The 15,846-nt window shown below is 41.1% G+C and carries 16 protein-coding genes and 1 other annotated feature; of the genes, 10 read left to right on the top strand and 6 right to left on the bottom strand.

Features of this window, described 5'->3' with window-relative positions; all coding sequences use genetic code 11:
* Positions 1 to 57: 57 nt before the first annotated feature.
* Together J2S10_RS02580 and J2S10_RS02585 are read left to right on the top strand one after the other, a co-directional pair.
* Positions 58 to 495: a BrxA/BrxB family bacilliredoxin gene (locus tag J2S10_RS02580; RefSeq protein WP_307404153.1), complete on the top strand. Its 438-nt coding sequence runs from the start codon at positions 58 to 60 to the stop codon at positions 493 to 495.
* 118 nt (positions 496 to 613) lie between these two features.
* Complete coding sequence (locus J2S10_RS02585) at positions 614 to 1,126, top strand: L,D-transpeptidase (protein WP_307404154.1); 513 nt, start codon at positions 614 to 616, stop codon at positions 1,124 to 1,126.
* Positions 1,127 to 1,175: 49 nt separating this feature from the next.
* Here the strand turns inward: J2S10_RS02585 and prli42 are convergent, their stop codons facing one another.
* Positions 1,176 to 1,274, bottom strand: coding sequence for a stressosome-associated protein Prli42 (gene prli42, locus J2S10_RS02590; protein WP_307404155.1), 99 nt, complete (start codon positions 1,272 to 1,274; stop codon positions 1,176 to 1,178).
* Positions 1,275 to 1,441: 167 nt separating this feature from the next.
* On the opposite strand from prli42, the gene mce reads away from it, so the two are divergent.
* From mce to J2S10_RS02610, 4 genes are all read left to right on the top strand, one after another.
* Positions 1,442 to 1,864: a methylmalonyl-CoA epimerase gene (gene mce, locus J2S10_RS02595; protein ID WP_307404156.1), complete on the top strand. Its 423-nt coding sequence runs from the start codon at positions 1,442 to 1,444 to the stop codon at positions 1,862 to 1,864.
* Positions 1,857 to 3,407: an acyl-CoA carboxylase subunit beta gene (locus tag J2S10_RS02600; protein ID WP_307404157.1), complete on the top strand. Its 1,551-nt coding sequence runs from the start codon at positions 1,857 to 1,859 to the stop codon at positions 3,405 to 3,407. Before mce ends, J2S10_RS02600 begins: the two co-directional genes overlap by 8 nt.
* A gap of 119 nt (positions 3,408 to 3,526) precedes the next feature.
* Positions 3,527 to 4,648, top strand: a complete 1,122-nt coding sequence (locus J2S10_RS02605) for a tripeptidase T (RefSeq protein ID WP_307404158.1) — start codon at positions 3,527 to 3,529, stop codon at positions 4,646 to 4,648.
* A gap of 73 nt (positions 4,649 to 4,721) precedes the next feature.
* Positions 4,722 to 5,996, top strand: coding sequence for a DNA polymerase IV (locus J2S10_RS02610; RefSeq protein ID WP_307404159.1), 1,275 nt, complete (start codon positions 4,722 to 4,724; stop codon positions 5,994 to 5,996).
* 46 nt (positions 5,997 to 6,042) lie between these two features.
* On the opposite strand, the gene zwf is transcribed toward J2S10_RS02610, so the two are convergent.
* A complete protein-coding gene (gene zwf, locus J2S10_RS02615; protein ID WP_307404160.1) occupies positions 6,043 to 7,545 on the bottom strand; it encodes a glucose-6-phosphate dehydrogenase in 1,503 nt (500 codons plus the stop codon).
* A 227-nt stretch (positions 7,546 to 7,772) separates the two neighbouring features.
* Between zwf and rnz the strand changes: the two genes are divergently transcribed.
* Positions 7,773 to 8,696: a ribonuclease Z gene (gene rnz, locus J2S10_RS02620; protein WP_307404161.1), complete on the top strand. Its 924-nt coding sequence runs from the start codon at positions 7,773 to 7,775 to the stop codon at positions 8,694 to 8,696.
* Between the two features lie 49 nt (positions 8,697 to 8,745).
* Here rnz and namA read toward each other — a convergent pair whose 3' ends face one another.
* The 3 genes from namA to proC form a co-directional block, all read right to left on the bottom strand.
* Positions 8,746 to 9,768, bottom strand: a complete 1,023-nt coding sequence (gene namA / locus J2S10_RS02625; RefSeq protein WP_307404162.1) for an NADPH dehydrogenase NamA — start codon at positions 9,766 to 9,768, stop codon at positions 8,746 to 8,748.
* 77 nt (positions 9,769 to 9,845) lie between these two features.
* Positions 9,846 to 10,985: a glycosyltransferase family 2 protein gene (locus J2S10_RS02630; protein WP_307404163.1), complete on the bottom strand. Its 1,140-nt coding sequence runs from the start codon at positions 10,983 to 10,985 to the stop codon at positions 9,846 to 9,848.
* A 61-nt stretch (positions 10,986 to 11,046) separates the two neighbouring features.
* A complete protein-coding gene (gene proC, locus J2S10_RS02635; RefSeq protein WP_307404164.1) occupies positions 11,047 to 11,889 on the bottom strand; it encodes a pyrroline-5-carboxylate reductase in 843 nt (280 codons plus the stop codon).
* A gap of 46 nt (positions 11,890 to 11,935) precedes the next feature.
* Positions 11,936 to 12,162, bottom strand: a binding site (T-box leader).
* Between the two features lie 214 nt (positions 12,163 to 12,376).
* On the opposite strand from proC, the gene J2S10_RS02640 reads away from it, so the two are divergent.
* Both J2S10_RS02640 and J2S10_RS02645 read left to right on the top strand, forming a co-directional pair.
* Positions 12,377 to 13,336: an MBL fold metallo-hydrolase gene (locus J2S10_RS02640; protein ID WP_307404165.1), complete on the top strand. Its 960-nt coding sequence runs from the start codon at positions 12,377 to 12,379 to the stop codon at positions 13,334 to 13,336.
* Positions 13,337 to 13,383: 47 nt separating this feature from the next.
* Positions 13,384 to 14,181 carry an SDR family NAD(P)-dependent oxidoreductase gene (locus tag J2S10_RS02645; RefSeq protein ID WP_307405128.1) on the top strand — a complete coding sequence of 266 codons (798 nt, stop codon included), beginning with the start codon at positions 13,384 to 13,386 and terminating at the stop codon, positions 14,179 to 14,181.
* 43 nt (positions 14,182 to 14,224) lie between these two features.
* Here J2S10_RS02645 and J2S10_RS02650 read toward each other — a convergent pair whose 3' ends face one another.
* Entirely contained in the window at positions 14,225 to 14,416 is a 192-nt protein-coding gene (locus J2S10_RS02650) for a YqzH family protein (RefSeq protein ID WP_307404166.1), read from the bottom strand.
* A gap of 161 nt (positions 14,417 to 14,577) precedes the next feature.
* Here J2S10_RS02650 and J2S10_RS02655 point away from each other — a divergent pair, with 161 nt between their 5' ends.
* Entirely contained in the window at positions 14,578 to 15,837 is a 1,260-nt protein-coding gene (locus J2S10_RS02655) for a Y-family DNA polymerase (RefSeq protein ID WP_307404167.1), read from the top strand.
* Positions 15,838 to 15,846: the final 9 nt, after the last annotated feature.

Raw genomic sequence — 15,846 nt, forward strand, 5'->3', positions numbered from 1 at the left:
AAAAACTTATTATTACTGTTATTATGTAGTTATATACATTTCTAAAGGAGTGATTTTATGAGCATGGATTTTAATTTTTTCATGAATGATATCGTTCGTCAGGCACGCCAAGAAATCGTGTCTGCCGGCTATAAAGAATTAACTACAGCAGCAGAAGTCGATGAAGCGCTTCAACAAAAAGGCACTACATTAGTAATGATCAATTCAGTTTGTGGCTGTGCAGGAGGTGTGGCACGTCCGGCGGCGGCACATGCCCTGCATTATGATAAGCGTCCGGATCATGTAGTAACTGTTTTTGCCGGGCAGGATAAAGAAGCAACAGAAAAAGCGAGAAGCTATTTTACCGGATATCCGCCATCCTCTCCTTCCTTTGCCATATTGAAAGATGGTAAGATTTGCTCTATGGTTGAAAGACACCAAATTGAAGGCTATGACCCGGCATCAGTTGTATCAAAACTGCAAAAAGAATTTGATCAATATTGTGAAGAAGTTTAATGTAATAGACTTAAAAAGGACTAATCTCTAAAAAATAGAGATTAGTTTTTTTTCGCTTTTTTATGAATGAATAAAAGAAAATAGAAGCAAACTAGGGAAAAAAAGGCAGGTGGAATCTTTGTTAAAAATCCTATCGCCGATCCTGATTGCTTTTTTCATCTCACCGCTATGGCCGCTTGGTCCCAATCCCTTGCCTGGAGCACCTTTCGTTATTGTTAACAAGAGTATAAACGAAATGGCCATTATTGACGATAACAAGGTCCAAACGGTAGTAAGCGTTGGAACTGGGAAAACACAAGAGCTAACACCGGAAGGACTTTTTACGATCACTGTGAAAGCCAAGAATCCCTACTTTCGACGAACCGATATTCCCGGCGGAGATCCCAAAAATCCACTTGGTGCCAGATGGATTGGCTTTGATGCAAAAGGGACTGATGGACGGATATACGGAATTCATGGGACCAACCAGCCCGCTTCTATAGGAAAATATGTCTCACAGGGGTGTATCCGCACCCAAAATGAAGTCATTTCATCACTGTTTCCTTTAATTCCGTTAGGAACGAAGATACTGGTGATTACTTCAAAAGAATCCTTTGAAAAGCTTGGAAAAGAGATGGGTGCCATAAAATGAAGAAAAGGGACTGTTTAAAATGCGACAGTCCCTTTTTATTTATATAATTTTATCGAATAAATTGAGCAATTCCGATAAGGAGGGTTGAGGCAAGCATAGCAAAAAGCATTAAAAAAACAATGATTTTTCGATTTTTCCGATTAGACAATAGTAGTACCTCCCTTATATTAAGTAAATTTATTTATATTTTACATGGAAAAGCCTAAATGAACAACTGAACAACTGAACAACTGCTCAATACATGAAGGATTTATGAATTTTTTATCGAATAGATTAATGTCGTAGTTATTTTAATATTGGAACAGAGGGGAAAACATGATTAAAAAAGTCGACCATATTGGAATTGCTGTTCGCTCATTTGAGAAAACGCTTTCTTTTTATACGGAGGTGTTAAATCTTCCTTTATTGGGGATTGAGGAAGTGGCAAGTGAAAAGTTAAGAGTGGCCTTTTTGCAGGCAGGAGAAACGAAACTTGAGCTGCTCGAGCCTTTATCAGAGGAAAGTACAGTAGCTAAATTTATTGAGAAACGTGGCGAAGGGATTCACCATATTGCTCTAGGTGTTGAATCAATCGAGGAGCGAATCAAGGAAATAAAGGAAAAAGGAATCCAAATGATACACGATCAACCTAAGCCGGGAGCCGGAGGAACTCATGTTGCCTTCATGCATCCTAAGTCAGCTTCAGGTGTTTTATTTGAGTTATGTGAAAAGAAAGGGAAGAAGGGATACCATGAGTGACATCTATGAAAAAATAAATGAGTTATATGATAAACGCAGAGAAGTTGAGCTCGGCGGCGGTGATGAGAGAATTGAAAAACAGCATGAAAAAGGAAAATTAACGGCAAGAGAAAGAATTGATTTATTAGTCGACAAAGGTACATTTATTGAATTAAATCCATTCATTGAACACCGAACCAATGATTTTGGCCTTGATGAACAAAAAGGGCCCGGCGATGGCGTTGTCACAGGCTACGGAAAAGTTAATGGCCGACCTATCTATCTTTTTTCTCAGGACTTTACAGTTTTTGGCGGTGCTTTAGGTGAAATGCATGCCAAAAAAATTGCCAATGTCATGGATTTAGCAGCTAAAAACGGGGCACCTTTTGTCGGATTGAACGATTCCGGAGGGGCAAGGATTCAAGAAGGTGTTGTCTCACTTGATGGCTACGGCCATATTTTTTACCGAAATGCCATTTATTCGGGCGTGATTCCACAAATATCTGTTATTATGGGTCCATGCGCAGGGGGAGCTGTCTATTCACCTGCGATTACTGATTTCGTGTTTATGGTAGAAAAGACCAGTCAAATGTTTATTACCGGCCCAAAAGTAATTGAAACGGTCACGGGTGAAAAAATTTCTGCGGAAGACCTTGGTGGAGCGAATGTCCATAACACGATCAGCGGAAATGCTCATTTTCAATCTGCTACAGAGGCAGAGGCATTAAAGCAGGTTCGCAAACTGTTAAGCTATCTTCCCCAAAATAATGAGGAAAAAACGCCTAGACTGGAGGTTCAGGACGAAGATGATTATCGTCCGGATTTAACAGAAGCAATTCCTTTTGATGCTGTTCGTCCATATGATGTCCGCAATGTCATTAACCAAGTGGCTGATAAAGATTCCTTTATGGAAATTCATAAGGACTTCGCGAAGAATATTGTCGTTGGGTTTGCGCGAATAAAAGGAGAGACTGTGGGTCTTGTCTGCAATCAACCAAAGGTGATGGCCGGCGGTTTGGATATTGACTCCTCCGATAAGGCTGCACGCTTTATCCGATTATGCGATTCTTTTAATATACCAATTATTACGTTTGAAGATGTAACGGGCTTTTTCCCGGGAGTTAAACAGGAACTGGGGGGAATCATCCGTCACGGTGCCAAAATATTATTTGCTTATTCAGAGGCAACAGTTCCGAAGCTGACGATTATTTTAAGAAAAGCATACGGCGGTGCCTATGTAGCCTTGAATAGTAAGTCGATCGGTGCAGATCTTGTTTTCGCTTGGCCTAATGCGGAAATCGCTGTTATGGGCCCACAAGGTGCGGCAAATATTATTTTTGCGAAGGAAATTCAAAATAGCGAGAACCCTGAAGTAGTTAGACAGCAGAAAATTGAAGAATATCGTGATAAATTTGCCAATCCATATGTTGCCGCAAGCAGAGGAATGGTGGATGATGTTATCGACCCAAGAGAAACGAGAATAAAAATCATTCAGGCACTGGAAATGCTGCTGAATAAAAAAGAGTCGAGACCCTATAAAAAACATGGAAATATCCCGCTTTAAACGTGAATCTTCTTTCTATTCGATATGAGAAAGGCTATACACATCTTTCATTTGATGATAGGAATGGGAAAAGGTATACTGAAATAGTGAGTAAAGTACATATTATGGAGGTTCGACAGATGATTAATCATGAACGTCTTTTGAATGAATTTTTGGAACTGGTACAAATTGACTCTGAAACAAAATTTGAAACTGAAATTGCCAAAGTACTGAAGCAAAAGTTTACTGATTTAGGCCTTGATGTTTTCGAAGACGATACAACTGCCCAAACAGGCCATGGTGCAGGTAATCTGGTCTGCACACTTGCTGCAACGAAAGAAGGGGTAGATCCAATTTATTTTACTTCCCATATGGATACAGTTGTTCCGGGCAAGGGCGTAAAGCCATCCATTAAAGACGGCTATGTGGTTACTGATGGTACAACCATTTTGGGTGCCGATGATAAAACCGGTTTGGCTGTTATGTTTGAAACAATCCGTGTGTTAAAAGAGCAAAATATTGAGCATGGAATGATCCAATTTGTCATTACAGTTGGAGAAGAATCAGGCCTTGTAGGTGCTAAAGCTCTCGATTCTTCATTGATGAAGGCGAAATATGGCTACGCGCTTGATAGTGATGGTTTAGTTGGTAACATTGTTGTAGCTGCACCGACTCAAGCAAAAGTGAAAGCCGTAATTTACGGAAAAACAGCTCATGCCGGTGTTGCTCCTGAAAAAGGGGTATCAGCTATCACTATTGCGGCCAAATCCATTGCTAAAATGCCGTTAGGAAGAATTGATGAAGAAACAACAGCCAACATCGGCCGGTTCGAAGGCGGTACACAAACCAACATCGTATGTGATCGCGTTGATATTTTAGCTGAAGCCCGTTCTCTAATTCCGGAAAAAATGCAAGCACAGGTTCAGAAAATGAAGGATGCATTTGAAACTGTGGCTGAGGAAATGGGCGGGAGAGCTGAAGTCAATGTTGAAGTCATGTATCCGGGCTTCAAATTTGGTGAAGGCGACTTGGTTGTAGAACTTGCCCGTAAAGCAGCGGAAAAAATAGGCCGCAGCTGTGAACTACAGCATAGTGGCGGCGGCAGTGATGCCAATGTCTTTGCCGGCTTTAACATTCCTACTGTAAACCTTGCTGTTGGTTATGAGGAAATTCATACAACAAACGAGCGGATGCCGATTGAAGAATTAAACAAGCTTGCTGAAATGACGATTGCGATTATCAATGAAGTAACAAATCAATAATTGGAGTTGAAGGAGAGCCGTTGGCTCTCCTTTTTGTTATACTTAAGTGAGAAATGTTTAAGGATGATCCTGCATGAAAGAAATGTATCCGAAAAACGGAAGAGTCATTTTACATGTTGATATGAATAGTTTTTACGCCTCGGTAGAAATGGCTTATGACCCTACACTAAAAGGCAAACCGTTAGCCATTGCCGGAAATGTGGAGGAGAGAAGGGGGATTATTGTCACCTGCAGCTATGAGGCAAGGAAATTCGGTGTAAAAACAACGATGCCGCTTTGGGAGGCAAAAAAGCTTTGTCCCGAGTTAATTGTAAAAACGCCTAATTTTGAGCGCTATCGAGCAGCTTCTATTGGCATGTTTGAAATTCTAAGAAATTATACAGAACTCGTCGAGCCGGTTTCCATTGATGAGGGGTATATGGATATTTCTGAATGCTACGAGTTTGGCAGTCCAATTGGCATAGCAGAAAGTATCCAAAAAAGAATCCTGGAACAGCTTGATTTGCCTTGCAGTATCGGAATAGCTCCGAATAAATTTTTAGCCAAAATGGCATCGGATATGAAAAAACCAATGGGGATTACAGTGTTACGCAAACGTGATATTCCGATAGTTCTCTGGCCATTAAATACAAACGAAATGCATGGTGTTGGGAAAAAAACAGCAGAAAAGCTAACCGTCATGGGGATAAATACCATCGGTGATTTAGCAAAAGGAAATGAAATTCAGCTCAAATCGCTGTTAGGTATCAATGGGATCCGCATCAAAGAGCGGGCAAATGGAATTGATAACAGGCAGGTTGACCCGGAATCAGTCGCAGATTTTAAAAGCATTGGTAATTCCACCACCCTTCCAAAAGATGCCGGCAACCAACAAGAGTTATTCCGTGTGTTGGAATCGTTAGCCGAAACCGTTTCCGTAAGACTAAAACGAAAAAATGTCCTCGCAAACACATTAGGAATCACTATCCGTTTTAAAGACCGAAAGACGATCACAAGAAGTAAGAAGCTTGCTAATTCCGTCAATCATAAAGAAGACATAACTGCAATTGCAAAGCAGCTGTTTTTAAAGCATTGGAACGGGGATTCAGTAAGGTTGTTAGGTATTACAGGCTACGATCTAGTCGAACATGATTTAGCCTATAAACAGTTGGATTTATTTTCGTTTGAAAAAGATGCTAAACAAGAACCATTAATTAAAACTCTCTCTAATCTTCGTGAGAAATACGGGAAAAATATCATTGAAAATGCAGGAACAAAAAAGGTGGATCCGGATCATAATGTAGGAACGGATACCAGCTTCAATAAAGATTTTCTTCGATCCTTCCCTAATAGTAATAAGGAAGAATAAAAAAGCTCCTCTTTGCTTGCAAAAACAAAGCGGAGCTTATTTATTTTTATTTACACATATCTACTTCCAAATCCGTAACAGGCCACCAGAAGTAACCGTCTTTTTCGAGAAGCTCATCTGCCGCTTTTGGTCCCATTGTTCCTGATTGGTAGTTTGGAAAGCTATCAGCAGCTTTTGTTTTTTGCCAAACTTCAGAAATTTTATCGACAAAGTTCCAGGAATAAGCAACTTCGTCCCAATGGGTGAAATTCGTTGCATCACCGCGCATACAATCGTATAGGAGCTTTTCATAACCTTCAGGGGTGTTCATTGCATGAATACCTGTATTGGCAAAGCTTAGTTTAACCTCTTGTGCGTCCAGGTGCCCCCCTGCTTTTTTGGCGTTTAGATGAAGGGTGATTCCCTCTTCCGGTTGGATATGAATGACAAGCAGGTTTGGATTCAACATTTTTTCTGTTTGGTAGTATAAATTCATTGGAATATCTTTAAATTGAACAACAATTTTCGTCGATTTTCTTGTCATTCTCTTTCCGGTTCGAATATAGAAAGGAACACCCGCCCAACGGAAATTATCGATCATTATTTTTCCGGCAACAAACGTTTCCGTATTTGAATCCTTTTCTACCATCGGTTCATCGCGATACTTTGGAACCTGTTCATCTTCGATCGTACCTTCCCCATATTGTCCGCGAACAAAGTAATCTTTTACTTGCTCACCTTCGACAGTTCGTAAGGCCCGAAAAACCCTTACTTTTTCTGAGCGAATTTCATCAGTTGTTAACTTGATTGGTGGTTCCATGGCAAGTAATGCAACCATTTGCATCATATGGTTTTGCAACATATCCCGTAAGGCTCCGCTCGATTCATAATAACGTCCGCGTTCTTCTACCCCAAGGGTTTCGCTGGAGGTTATCTGGATATTAGAGATGTAGCGGTTATTCCATAACGGTTCAAAGATGGCATTTGCAAACCGGATAACTTCAATATTTCGAACCATTTCCTTACCCAAATAGTGATCGATACGATAAACTTCACTTTCAGAGAATGCTGTTCTTATTTGTTTATTTAATTCTTTTGCAGATTCTAAATCATGACCGAATGGCTTTTCAATTACAAGACGTTTATAGCCTTTTACATCTGTTAACCCGTCTGATTTTAAATGCAGAGCGATTGGGCCGAAAAATTCAGGTGCCATGGCGAGATAAAAAATACGGTTACCTTTAAGACTGTAATGATCATCTATTTGATCAGCTAAATTTTTTAACGCAGCGTAGGAGTTAGAATCGGCCACATCATGTGAATGGTAGGAAAAATGCGAAATAAATTCATCAATATTTTCATCTTTTTTTAATGCTGTTAGAACGGAGTCTTTCACTGATTGTTGAAATTCTTCATTTGAAAGTGATCTTCTTGCGACACCAATTACAGCAAACTGTTTGGTCAATCTACCTTTTTCGAATAAACGGTAAAGGGAAGGAAACAACTTTCGTTTTGCTAAATCTCCTGTTGCCCCAAATATCATGATTAATGAAGCCATACTTTTTTCCATGCTTTAAAAACCTCTTTTCTTGTACCTTTTATGTATGTATTTGTGAAAAATGTAGCATACCTTAACAAGTATTAAATTTTATCGGTTTCCTTTAGATTTCGCAAATATAATGCAATGCATGTATCGAAAAAAGTTCTCCATAAAAGTAAATTCAACCCGAAAGCAAACGGATTTTATTTATGATATAGTAATGAATATCGATTGAACGGTGAAGAGAGGTATATCAAGTGGATATTTTTTTCTTAGGAACAGGTGCCGGGATGCCGGCTAAGCTTCGCAATGTCACATCAATTGCCCTGAAATTGCTGGAGGAGCGGGGGGAAGTCTGGTTATTCGATGCAGGGGAGGCAACACAACACCAAATTTTACATACATCGATAAGACCGAGGCGTATTGAAAAAATTTTTATTACTCACCTTCATGGTGACCATATTTATGGATTGCCCGGCCTGTTATCAAGCCGTTCGTTTCAAGGAGGGGAGTCTGAAGTTACGGTATACGGGCCGAAGGGCATTAAGGAATATATTAATGTCAGTCTCTCTATCAGCCAAACGTATTTAAAATACCCCTTACATATCATTGAAATTGAAGAAGGGATTATTTTTGAGGATGAACAGTTTCTGGTTGAAACTCTCCCTTTAGACCATGGTATTCTATCCTACGGATATCGGATTGTAGAGAAGGACAGGCCGGGGACACTCCTTGCTGATAAGCTTATTGAAGCTGGGATCCGACCGGGTCCGATTTTTAAAAAAATAAAAAACGGAGAAACGGTTACCCTTGAAGACGGTAGAACCATCGAGCCGGCAGATTTTCTTGGTCCTGTACAAAATGGAAGAATTGTGACGATTCTCGGAGATACAAGATATTGTGAAAACGCCGTAACACTCGCAAAAAATGCAGATTTATTGGTTCATGAAGCAACTTTTTCAAAAGGGGAAGAAAAGCTCGCCTTTGATTATTTTCATTCAACGACCCATCAGGCTGCAAAAATAGCGAGTCAGGCTAATTGTAAACAGCTTTGTCTGACCCATATTAGCTCACGTTATGACCGAATTGCTTGGCGAGAATTGGCAGAAGAAGCGAGAGAATTATTTTCGAATACGGAAATTGCTGAGGACTTTAAAGAGATTACCCTTCCGTTAAAATGAAAAAAAGCACTTACCTTTTATGAAGAGGTGAGTGCTTTTTTCCATATTTTTAAAAATTCCAACCTCGCTCATATTGTTTTGGCCCTTCAATGCTAACACCAAGCTCTTTTGCAGCTGTACGCGGCCAGTAGGGATCGCGCAGTAATTCACGGGCTAGAATGATTAAATCCGCTCTTTCATTCCCCAAAATTTCTTCTGCGTGTTTCGGAGAGGTAATTAATCCCACTGCACCAGTTGGAATATTAGCCCCATTCTTAATTATTTCGGAGAATTTCACCTGGTAACCTGGGTAGGAATGAATATGTGCTGGGACAACTGCGCCTGAGCTGACATCAATTAAATCAACGCCTTGTTCCTTCATCCATCTGCAAAATGGAACATAATCCTCTGTTGTCAGCCCTTCCTCGTGGTAATCGTTAGCCGAAACCCTTACAAACAATGGACCGTCCCAAACCGTTTTGACGGCATCAATTATTTCACGGAGGAGGCGGTAGCGATTTTCAGCTGAACCGCCGTATTCATCCGTTCTTTTATTTGATAAAGGAGATAGAAATTGATTAATCAGATATCCGTGGGCACCGTGAAGTTCAATCACATCAAAACCGGCTTTTGCAGCCCGTTCAGCCCCTTTTTTAAATGACTCTATCGTTTCTTCGATATCCGTTTTTGTCATTTCCTTCGGTGTTTTCATTTTTTCATTGAATGCCAAGGCAGAAGGTGCGATAATTTCGCCTTCTAAAACTGCTTTTCTGCCTGCATGAGCAAGCTGGATTCCAATCTTTGCTCCGTGCTCTTTGACAAGCCCGACGAGTTCTTTGAATCCCTCGGTATGATCATCACTCCAGATGCCTAGATCCTGCGGCGAGATCCTGCCTTGAGGTGTAACGGCAGTTGCTTCAACAATTATGAGCCCCACCTGTCCGACTGCTCTCGTTGTATAATGAGTGCGGTGCCAGTTCTGCAGGCGGCCGTCCTCTGTGTGGCTTGAATACATGCACATGGGAGCCATCACGATTCTATTTTTAAACGTGACCCCTTTTATTGTATAGGGAGAAAATAATTTTGCCTGCATTAAAGAGCCCTCCTAATCCATATGGTTAAACAATTTAAAGTATATCAAAGGACTTTTAATAATAAAATATTCCAGCTTTACTCATTTTCTCTCAGATCCCTTAACCTGTATGTTGTACCCCGCCACACGATGCCTCCCCGCTTAAAAGTCAGAAAGCTTGCGCGAATAATTGAATAGATAAACAGTAAAGCAGTGATTGGAAAAACAAAAAACAGAATAGGGGAGAACAGGGTCATTCTTTTAATAATCATCACGTAAAGAATTCCACTGCCCAAAATATTCCCCAGGCTCAATAGTGCGATGGTTTTGTTAGTTGAAAAAACAGTCACAAAGGGGAGAACATGTGTGAGAAAAACTCCCAAAATAGCGAAAAGTACCATGCTGATTCGATAATTTAATCCTGCAAATGTATTCTTTTCAAGTCCGACAAATGCTTCTTTCAAACTGCCATACCATTCAACTTCCATTAGCCTGAGAGCTGTAACAATTCTTTGTCGGTATCCGGCCTTCTTCATTCTCATTCCCAGCTGTAAGTCATCATCGGGGCGCATTTTTATTTTTTCGTGTGTCCCGAATGCTTCATAGGCTTGTTTAGAAACGAGGTTAAATGCGCCAATTCCCGTTCCGGTTTTGGACTTTGGGTTATTCGCCAGCCATGGGCGCTTAAAATAGGAAAATCCGAATAAGAAAAATGCGACAAACGATTTCAGCCAAAATTCCCTGGCATTTAAATTAGGTGCTGCCGTTAAATGGTCGAGTTGGTGTTGACCAAAGTAATGGAGTGCTTTTGCAAAAGCCTCTCGCTCATAGTTAACATCTGCATCTGTAAATAATAGCCATTTACCGTTGGCGTACAGACTGCCTGAATATAAGGCATGGTTTTTTCCAAGCCAGCCTTCCGGCAATACATTTATATGAATAACCTTTATTCTCTGATCTTCCTTTTTTAATTCATCCATAACATGGCCTGTTCTATCAGTCGAACGGTCATTCACGAGGATCCATTCTACATTGGTATAGGTTTGTTTTAGCTGACTATGGATACTGTTACTAATTTGCTTTTCTTCATTTCTTGCTGCAACGATAACCGACAAAAGCGGGCCCTTCCTCAAGGATTCTTCCGTTTCCAAAGAATCTAATTTCCTTAACCCAAATAGGGCATCTACAAGAAAGAAAATCCAAACCAGAATCCCTATCGTGAGTAAAACGGTTAACATAACTTAACACTTCCCAGCCCTTTTTTTTACAGTTTAAAGTAAAAAGAGCCAAACATCCAATTTAGGAAGGCTGTTCTGCAGCGAGCTGTGAACATAATGCCTCGCCCATTTTTTTCGATTGGGCAGTAGCCGCTTTGATACAAGCAATAAATGCTTCCTGAACGCCTTTTTCTTCGAGAATTTTAATCCCTGCTTCTGTTGTGCCGCCGGGACTTGTTACATCCCGCCTGAGTTGCTCTGATGTTTTTGTTGATTTCTTTACCATCTCTGCTGCCCCGATTAACGTCTGGACAATCAGCTCCTGTGCCATTTGTTTTTCAAGTCCAACCTCAACTGCGCTATTTTCCATCGCTTCAATCAGATAATAAATATAAGCCGGTCCGCTGCCGGATAGTCCTGTTACCGCATCAAGCTGTTCCTCTTCAACAAAGGTGGTCAAACCTACAGTCCCGAAAAGTTTTTTCGTTTTCTTGATTTGGTCTTCAGAGACTCTGGTATTCACGGCAACAGCTGTGGCCGATTTGCCTACCGTTGCTGAAGTGTTTGGCATGGCCCTAACAATTGAGAGAGGTTTTTTCGCTAATGTCTCGATTGCATTCATTGATACACCTGCTAATACAGAAATCAGGAGCATTTGCTCCGTTAAGTGCCCGCGAACTTGATGGATGGCTGACGCTGCGTCCTTTGGTTTCATCGCTAAGACCACGATGTCAGCCCCGTCAAAGAATTCGTTTAAATCATAGGTGCTTTTGATACCATATCGCTCGCGAAGAGAAGATAATTTTTCCGCATTACTATTGTTTGTAACCCAAATATTTTTCTTATCGATTAAATCATTTTCGACGATTCCTGAAATAAATGCTTCTGCCATTGACCCTGCGCCAACAATTGCTATTTTGTTCATGATAACTCCTCCTTTTAGTTTAAAACGACAAAAAGACCCTTCATCCATAAAGGACGAAAGGTCTATCTTCCGCGGTACCACCTTCATTTACCCTAATTAAAAAACCGATTTAATAAGGGTTCACTCAACTCCGATAACGTCGGGAATACGTTAGGTTTTCCTAAGTGCTCATAAGGTAGGTTCAATGATCAAGAGGGCGGTGAAGACTCTCAGCCTTTGGACTTCACTCTCTTTCGCCATTTTTCATTTACTGGTCTTACTCATCGCTTTTTCGAATCAAATTTTACTAGTGATTATGCTTGAAAAATAGCCTGTCTGTCAAGGGGTAAATTCGCTGAATTTTTTATTTTTTCTAAAAAATTATGCAGAAATAATGACAATCGTTCTAAAAATCGGTAAACTTTAATTTATATATTAATTGACACATAATTCTTACATACATGGAATTTAATATCTTTATATAAAAATAACGTTAGGGGGTTTTTTTATGACAGAATGGAAAGACGGAATTGCCAAGATCACTTTACCGACACCTTTTCCAGTTGGGGATGTAAATGTTTATTTAATTAATGGAGAGCGGTTAACGCTTGTTGACGTCGGGCCGAAAACAGAAGAATCGTGGAAGTCCCTCACCGGACAAATGGCCGATTTAAATTTGAGTCCCGCTGACATTGAGCAGGTGGTTCTTACTCATCATCACCCTGACCATGTTGGAATGCTTGATTTTTTTCCGGACTCGTTAGAAGTGTACGGTCATCCGTTGAATGAACGATGGATCCATCCGACGGAGGTTTTTCTTCAGGAGCAGGAGGATTTTTTTCGTGGGCATTTTCGTGAATTCGGTCTGCCTGAGGAATATTTACCGCTGCTTTCTTTGCTAAGAAAATCGCTGAAGTATTCATGCAACCGTTCGCTGACGGGTCAGCTTGTGGAAGGTATGAGGCCACAAGGACTCAGCGACTGGCAGGTAATTGAAACACCAGGTCACGCCCAAAGCCAAATTGCTCTGTTTCGCGAAACGGATGGAATTATGATTGGCGGAGATCTTATTCTTGCTCATATTTCACCGAATCCTTTACTTGAACCGCCTGCACCGGGTGAAAAGGAAAGGCCGAAACCGCAGCTGCAGCATAATCACTCGATGAAAAAACTGCTTTCTTATCCGATTTCCCTCGTATATACGGGGCACGGCGATGAGGTCTATCAGTTATCTGACCTGATTGAAAAAAGGCTAACCCGTCAGCACGAGCGGGCCATGATGGTCCATAATTGGCTGAAGGAAGAGCAGCTCACCGTTTTTGAAATTTGCAAACGTCTTTTTCCGTCTGTCTATCAGCGTGAATTGATGCTGACGATATCGGAAACAGTCGCCCAGCTTGACTATTTATCATCTATCGGGGAAATTAGTAGTAAAAACGATCAGCCCGTCCTCTATCTGTCTCGGTAGATAGGCTAATGGATTGGGTAAAAACGGGTCAAGGAAGACGGGATGATATGGTAAGAGAACAATTAAAAGGTAAAAATATCGTCATTACCGGGGCATCGGGAGGAATCGGAGCGGAAATTGCTAAGCTATGTGCGGCTAGCGGTGCCAATCTTGTTTTGCTTGCACGGAGCATCGGTAAGCTTCAACTGCTTCAAGGGGACCTACAGAAAAGGCATTATGTTAAAGTTGATGTGTTTCAGCTTGATGTGTCTGATACCGAACAGGTACAGAAAGTCTTTGGTGAGATTTTTGCATCGGTTGGATATATAGATATCCTTGTAAATAATGCAGGCTTTGGCGTTTTTCGGGAAGCCCATGAAGTAACAATCGACGAAATTAAAGGGATGTTTAATGTGAATGTGGTCGGGTTAATGGCATGCACGAGTATGGTATTGCCGAAGATGCGCGAAAGACGCTTTGGCCATATTATAAATATTGCATCCCAGGCGGGGAAAATTGCCACGCCAAAATCAAGCGTGTATTCTGCCAGCAAACACGCCGTCCTTGGATACACGAATTCACTTAGGATGGAGCTTGCCGATTACAATGTACTAGTTACTTCCGTGAATCCCGGGCCGATTGCTACCAATTTTTTTGAAATTGCCGATGAAAAAGGCACGTATGTAAAAAATGTTCAAAAATTTATGCTCAAGCCTCAATATGTCGCGCAGAAGGTGGTTGATTCTATGCTCACGAAAACAAGGGAGATTAATTTGCCGCGTTGGATGAACATGGGGAGCATTGTCTATGTGCTTTTTCCACGGCTGTTTGAGCGGATTGGCAGGAGCGTTTTAAATCAAAAATAATGTTCTCTCCAGCCTCTTTTTAGGGGCTTTTTATTTGACCAAATTATCCTGTTAAAAACTCATATACCATATCATTGACTACTTCATATAAATCCGCCGCCGGTTCTGCTTCCTTTGTTTTAAGAATAAGATTGGTCAGTTCCTCTAAATCTTTTTCACCAATCGGCATGGTATCAGATTCATAATATTGTTTTAAACAATTTTTAATCATTTTGGTAATCAGCTTTTTCTCCATTTAAAGCACCTCTCACCGATTATACCGCATTTTTGACCATTTACCATATTGGAAAACTGTCATAAAATTCCCATTGAATACGAACGCATATTCGCTTAAGATAGTGAATATACTACTACAGAACTTATGTTCGTTAAAATGCGTTTGTTGGGGGAAAAAGTATGGTCGATTACAGCATAGTACCGCAAAATAAAATTTTATGTGTCGACATGAAGAGCTTCTATGCAAGCTGTTCGGCTATCATGCTTGGCCTGGATCCTTTGAATTGTTATTTAGCTGTTTGCGGCAACAAAGAGCGGCAGGGAAGCGTGGTCCTTGCTGCCTCGCCGCGTCTGAAAAAAGAATTCGGAATCAAAACCGGCTCGCGGATGTTTGAAATTCCGAATGACCCGCAGATTCAGATTGTCGAGCCCAGTATGGCAACTTATTTGCGCATTTCTACCGAAATTACCCGTGTTTTTAACCGTTATGTTCCAAAAGATGCCCTCCATACGTACAGTGTGGATGAAAGCTTCATTAAAGTCGATGGTGTCATTCATTTGTGGGGAGATGCTACAACCATCGCCCAAAAAATAAGGGATGATATCGAGCGTGAATTCCAGCTGCCATGTGCCGTCGGGATTGGTCCCAACATGTTAATGGCGAAGCTTTGTCTCGATCTTGAGGCAAAGAAACATGGAATTGCCGAATGGACGTATGAAGATGTGCAGACGAAGCTTTGGAATGTTTCACCGCTTAGGGAAATGTGGGGAATCGGCAGACGTGTTGAAAAAACATTAAACGGAATGGGAATCTTCACTGTCGGTCAGCTGGCCCGATATGATTTAGAACAATTGGAAAAGAAATTCGGAATCATGGGGAACCAGCTTTATTATCATGCCTGGGGAATCGACCTTTCAGAGCTGGGTGCACCGATTATCCAAGGGCAAATCAGCTTTGGAAAAAGCCAAATTCTCCTCAGGGATTATAAAGAGGAAGAGGAAATTAAGCATGTGATTTTAGAAATGTGTGAGGAAGTTGCCCGACGTGCGAGAACGCATCGAAAGGCGGGAAGGACGATTAGTCTTGGAATCGGCTACAGCCAGGATGAGTTTGGCGGGGGCTTTCATCGCGCGCGGACCATCAAGCAGCCAACGAATGTAACGATGGACCTTTACCGTGTTTGTCTCGAATTATTTCATGAGCATTATAACGGAAAAACGGTAAGGCAAATTTCGCTTGCGATTGGAAACATTGTCGATGACAGTGAACTCCAGCTTGACCTTTTTGACATGGGTGCCTATAAAAGGCGGGAGCTTGGCTATGTGGTGGATTCTGTCCGCAAACGCTTTGGATCAGGTTCCCTGCTACGCGCTGTTTCTTATACGGCATCAGGAACAGCCAAACATCGGGCAACGTTGGTTGGCGGGCATAAAATGTAATGGAGAAAG

The sequence above is a fragment of the Neobacillus ginsengisoli genome, assembly GCF_030813055.1.

Bases quoted from the DNA above. Each gene is read 5' to 3' on its own strand.
- J2S10_RS02580 (WP_307404153.1), top strand. From the start codon at position 58: ATGAGCATGGATTTTAATTTTTTCATGAATGATATCGTTCGTCAGGCA.
- mce (WP_307404156.1), top strand. From the start codon at position 1,442: ATGATTAAAAAAGTCGACCATATTGGAATTGCTGTTCGCTCATTTGAG.
- J2S10_RS02600 (WP_307404157.1), top strand. From the start codon at position 1,857: ATGAGTGACATCTATGAAAAAATAAATGAGTTATATGATAAACGCAGA.
- J2S10_RS02605 (WP_307404158.1), top strand. From the start codon at position 3,527: ATGATTAATCATGAACGTCTTTTGAATGAATTTTTGGAACTGGTACAA.
- J2S10_RS02610 (WP_307404159.1), top strand. From the start codon at position 4,722: ATGAAAGAAATGTATCCGAAAAACGGAAGAGTCATTTTACATGTTGAT.
- zwf (WP_307404160.1), bottom strand. From the start codon at position 7,545: ATGGAAAAAAGTATGGCTTCATTAATCATGATATTTGGGGCAACAGGA.
- namA (WP_307404162.1), bottom strand. From the start codon at position 9,768: ATGCAGGCAAAATTATTTTCTCCCTATACAATAAAAGGGGTCACGTTT.
- J2S10_RS02630 (WP_307404163.1), bottom strand. From the start codon at position 10,985: ATGTTAACCGTTTTACTCACGATAGGGATTCTGGTTTGGATTTTCTTT.
- proC (WP_307404164.1), bottom strand. From the start codon at position 11,889: ATGAACAAAATAGCAATTGTTGGCGCAGGGTCAATGGCAGAAGCATTT.
- J2S10_RS02640 (WP_307404165.1), top strand. From the start codon at position 12,377: ATGACAGAATGGAAAGACGGAATTGCCAAGATCACTTTACCGACACCT.
- J2S10_RS02645 (WP_307405128.1), top strand. From the start codon at position 13,384: ATGGTAAGAGAACAATTAAAAGGTAAAAATATCGTCATTACCGGGGCA.
- J2S10_RS02650 (WP_307404166.1), bottom strand. From the start codon at position 14,416: ATGGAGAAAAAGCTGATTACCAAAATGATTAAAAATTGTTTAAAACAA.
- J2S10_RS02655 (WP_307404167.1), top strand. From the start codon at position 14,578: ATGGTCGATTACAGCATAGTACCGCAAAATAAAATTTTATGTGTCGAC.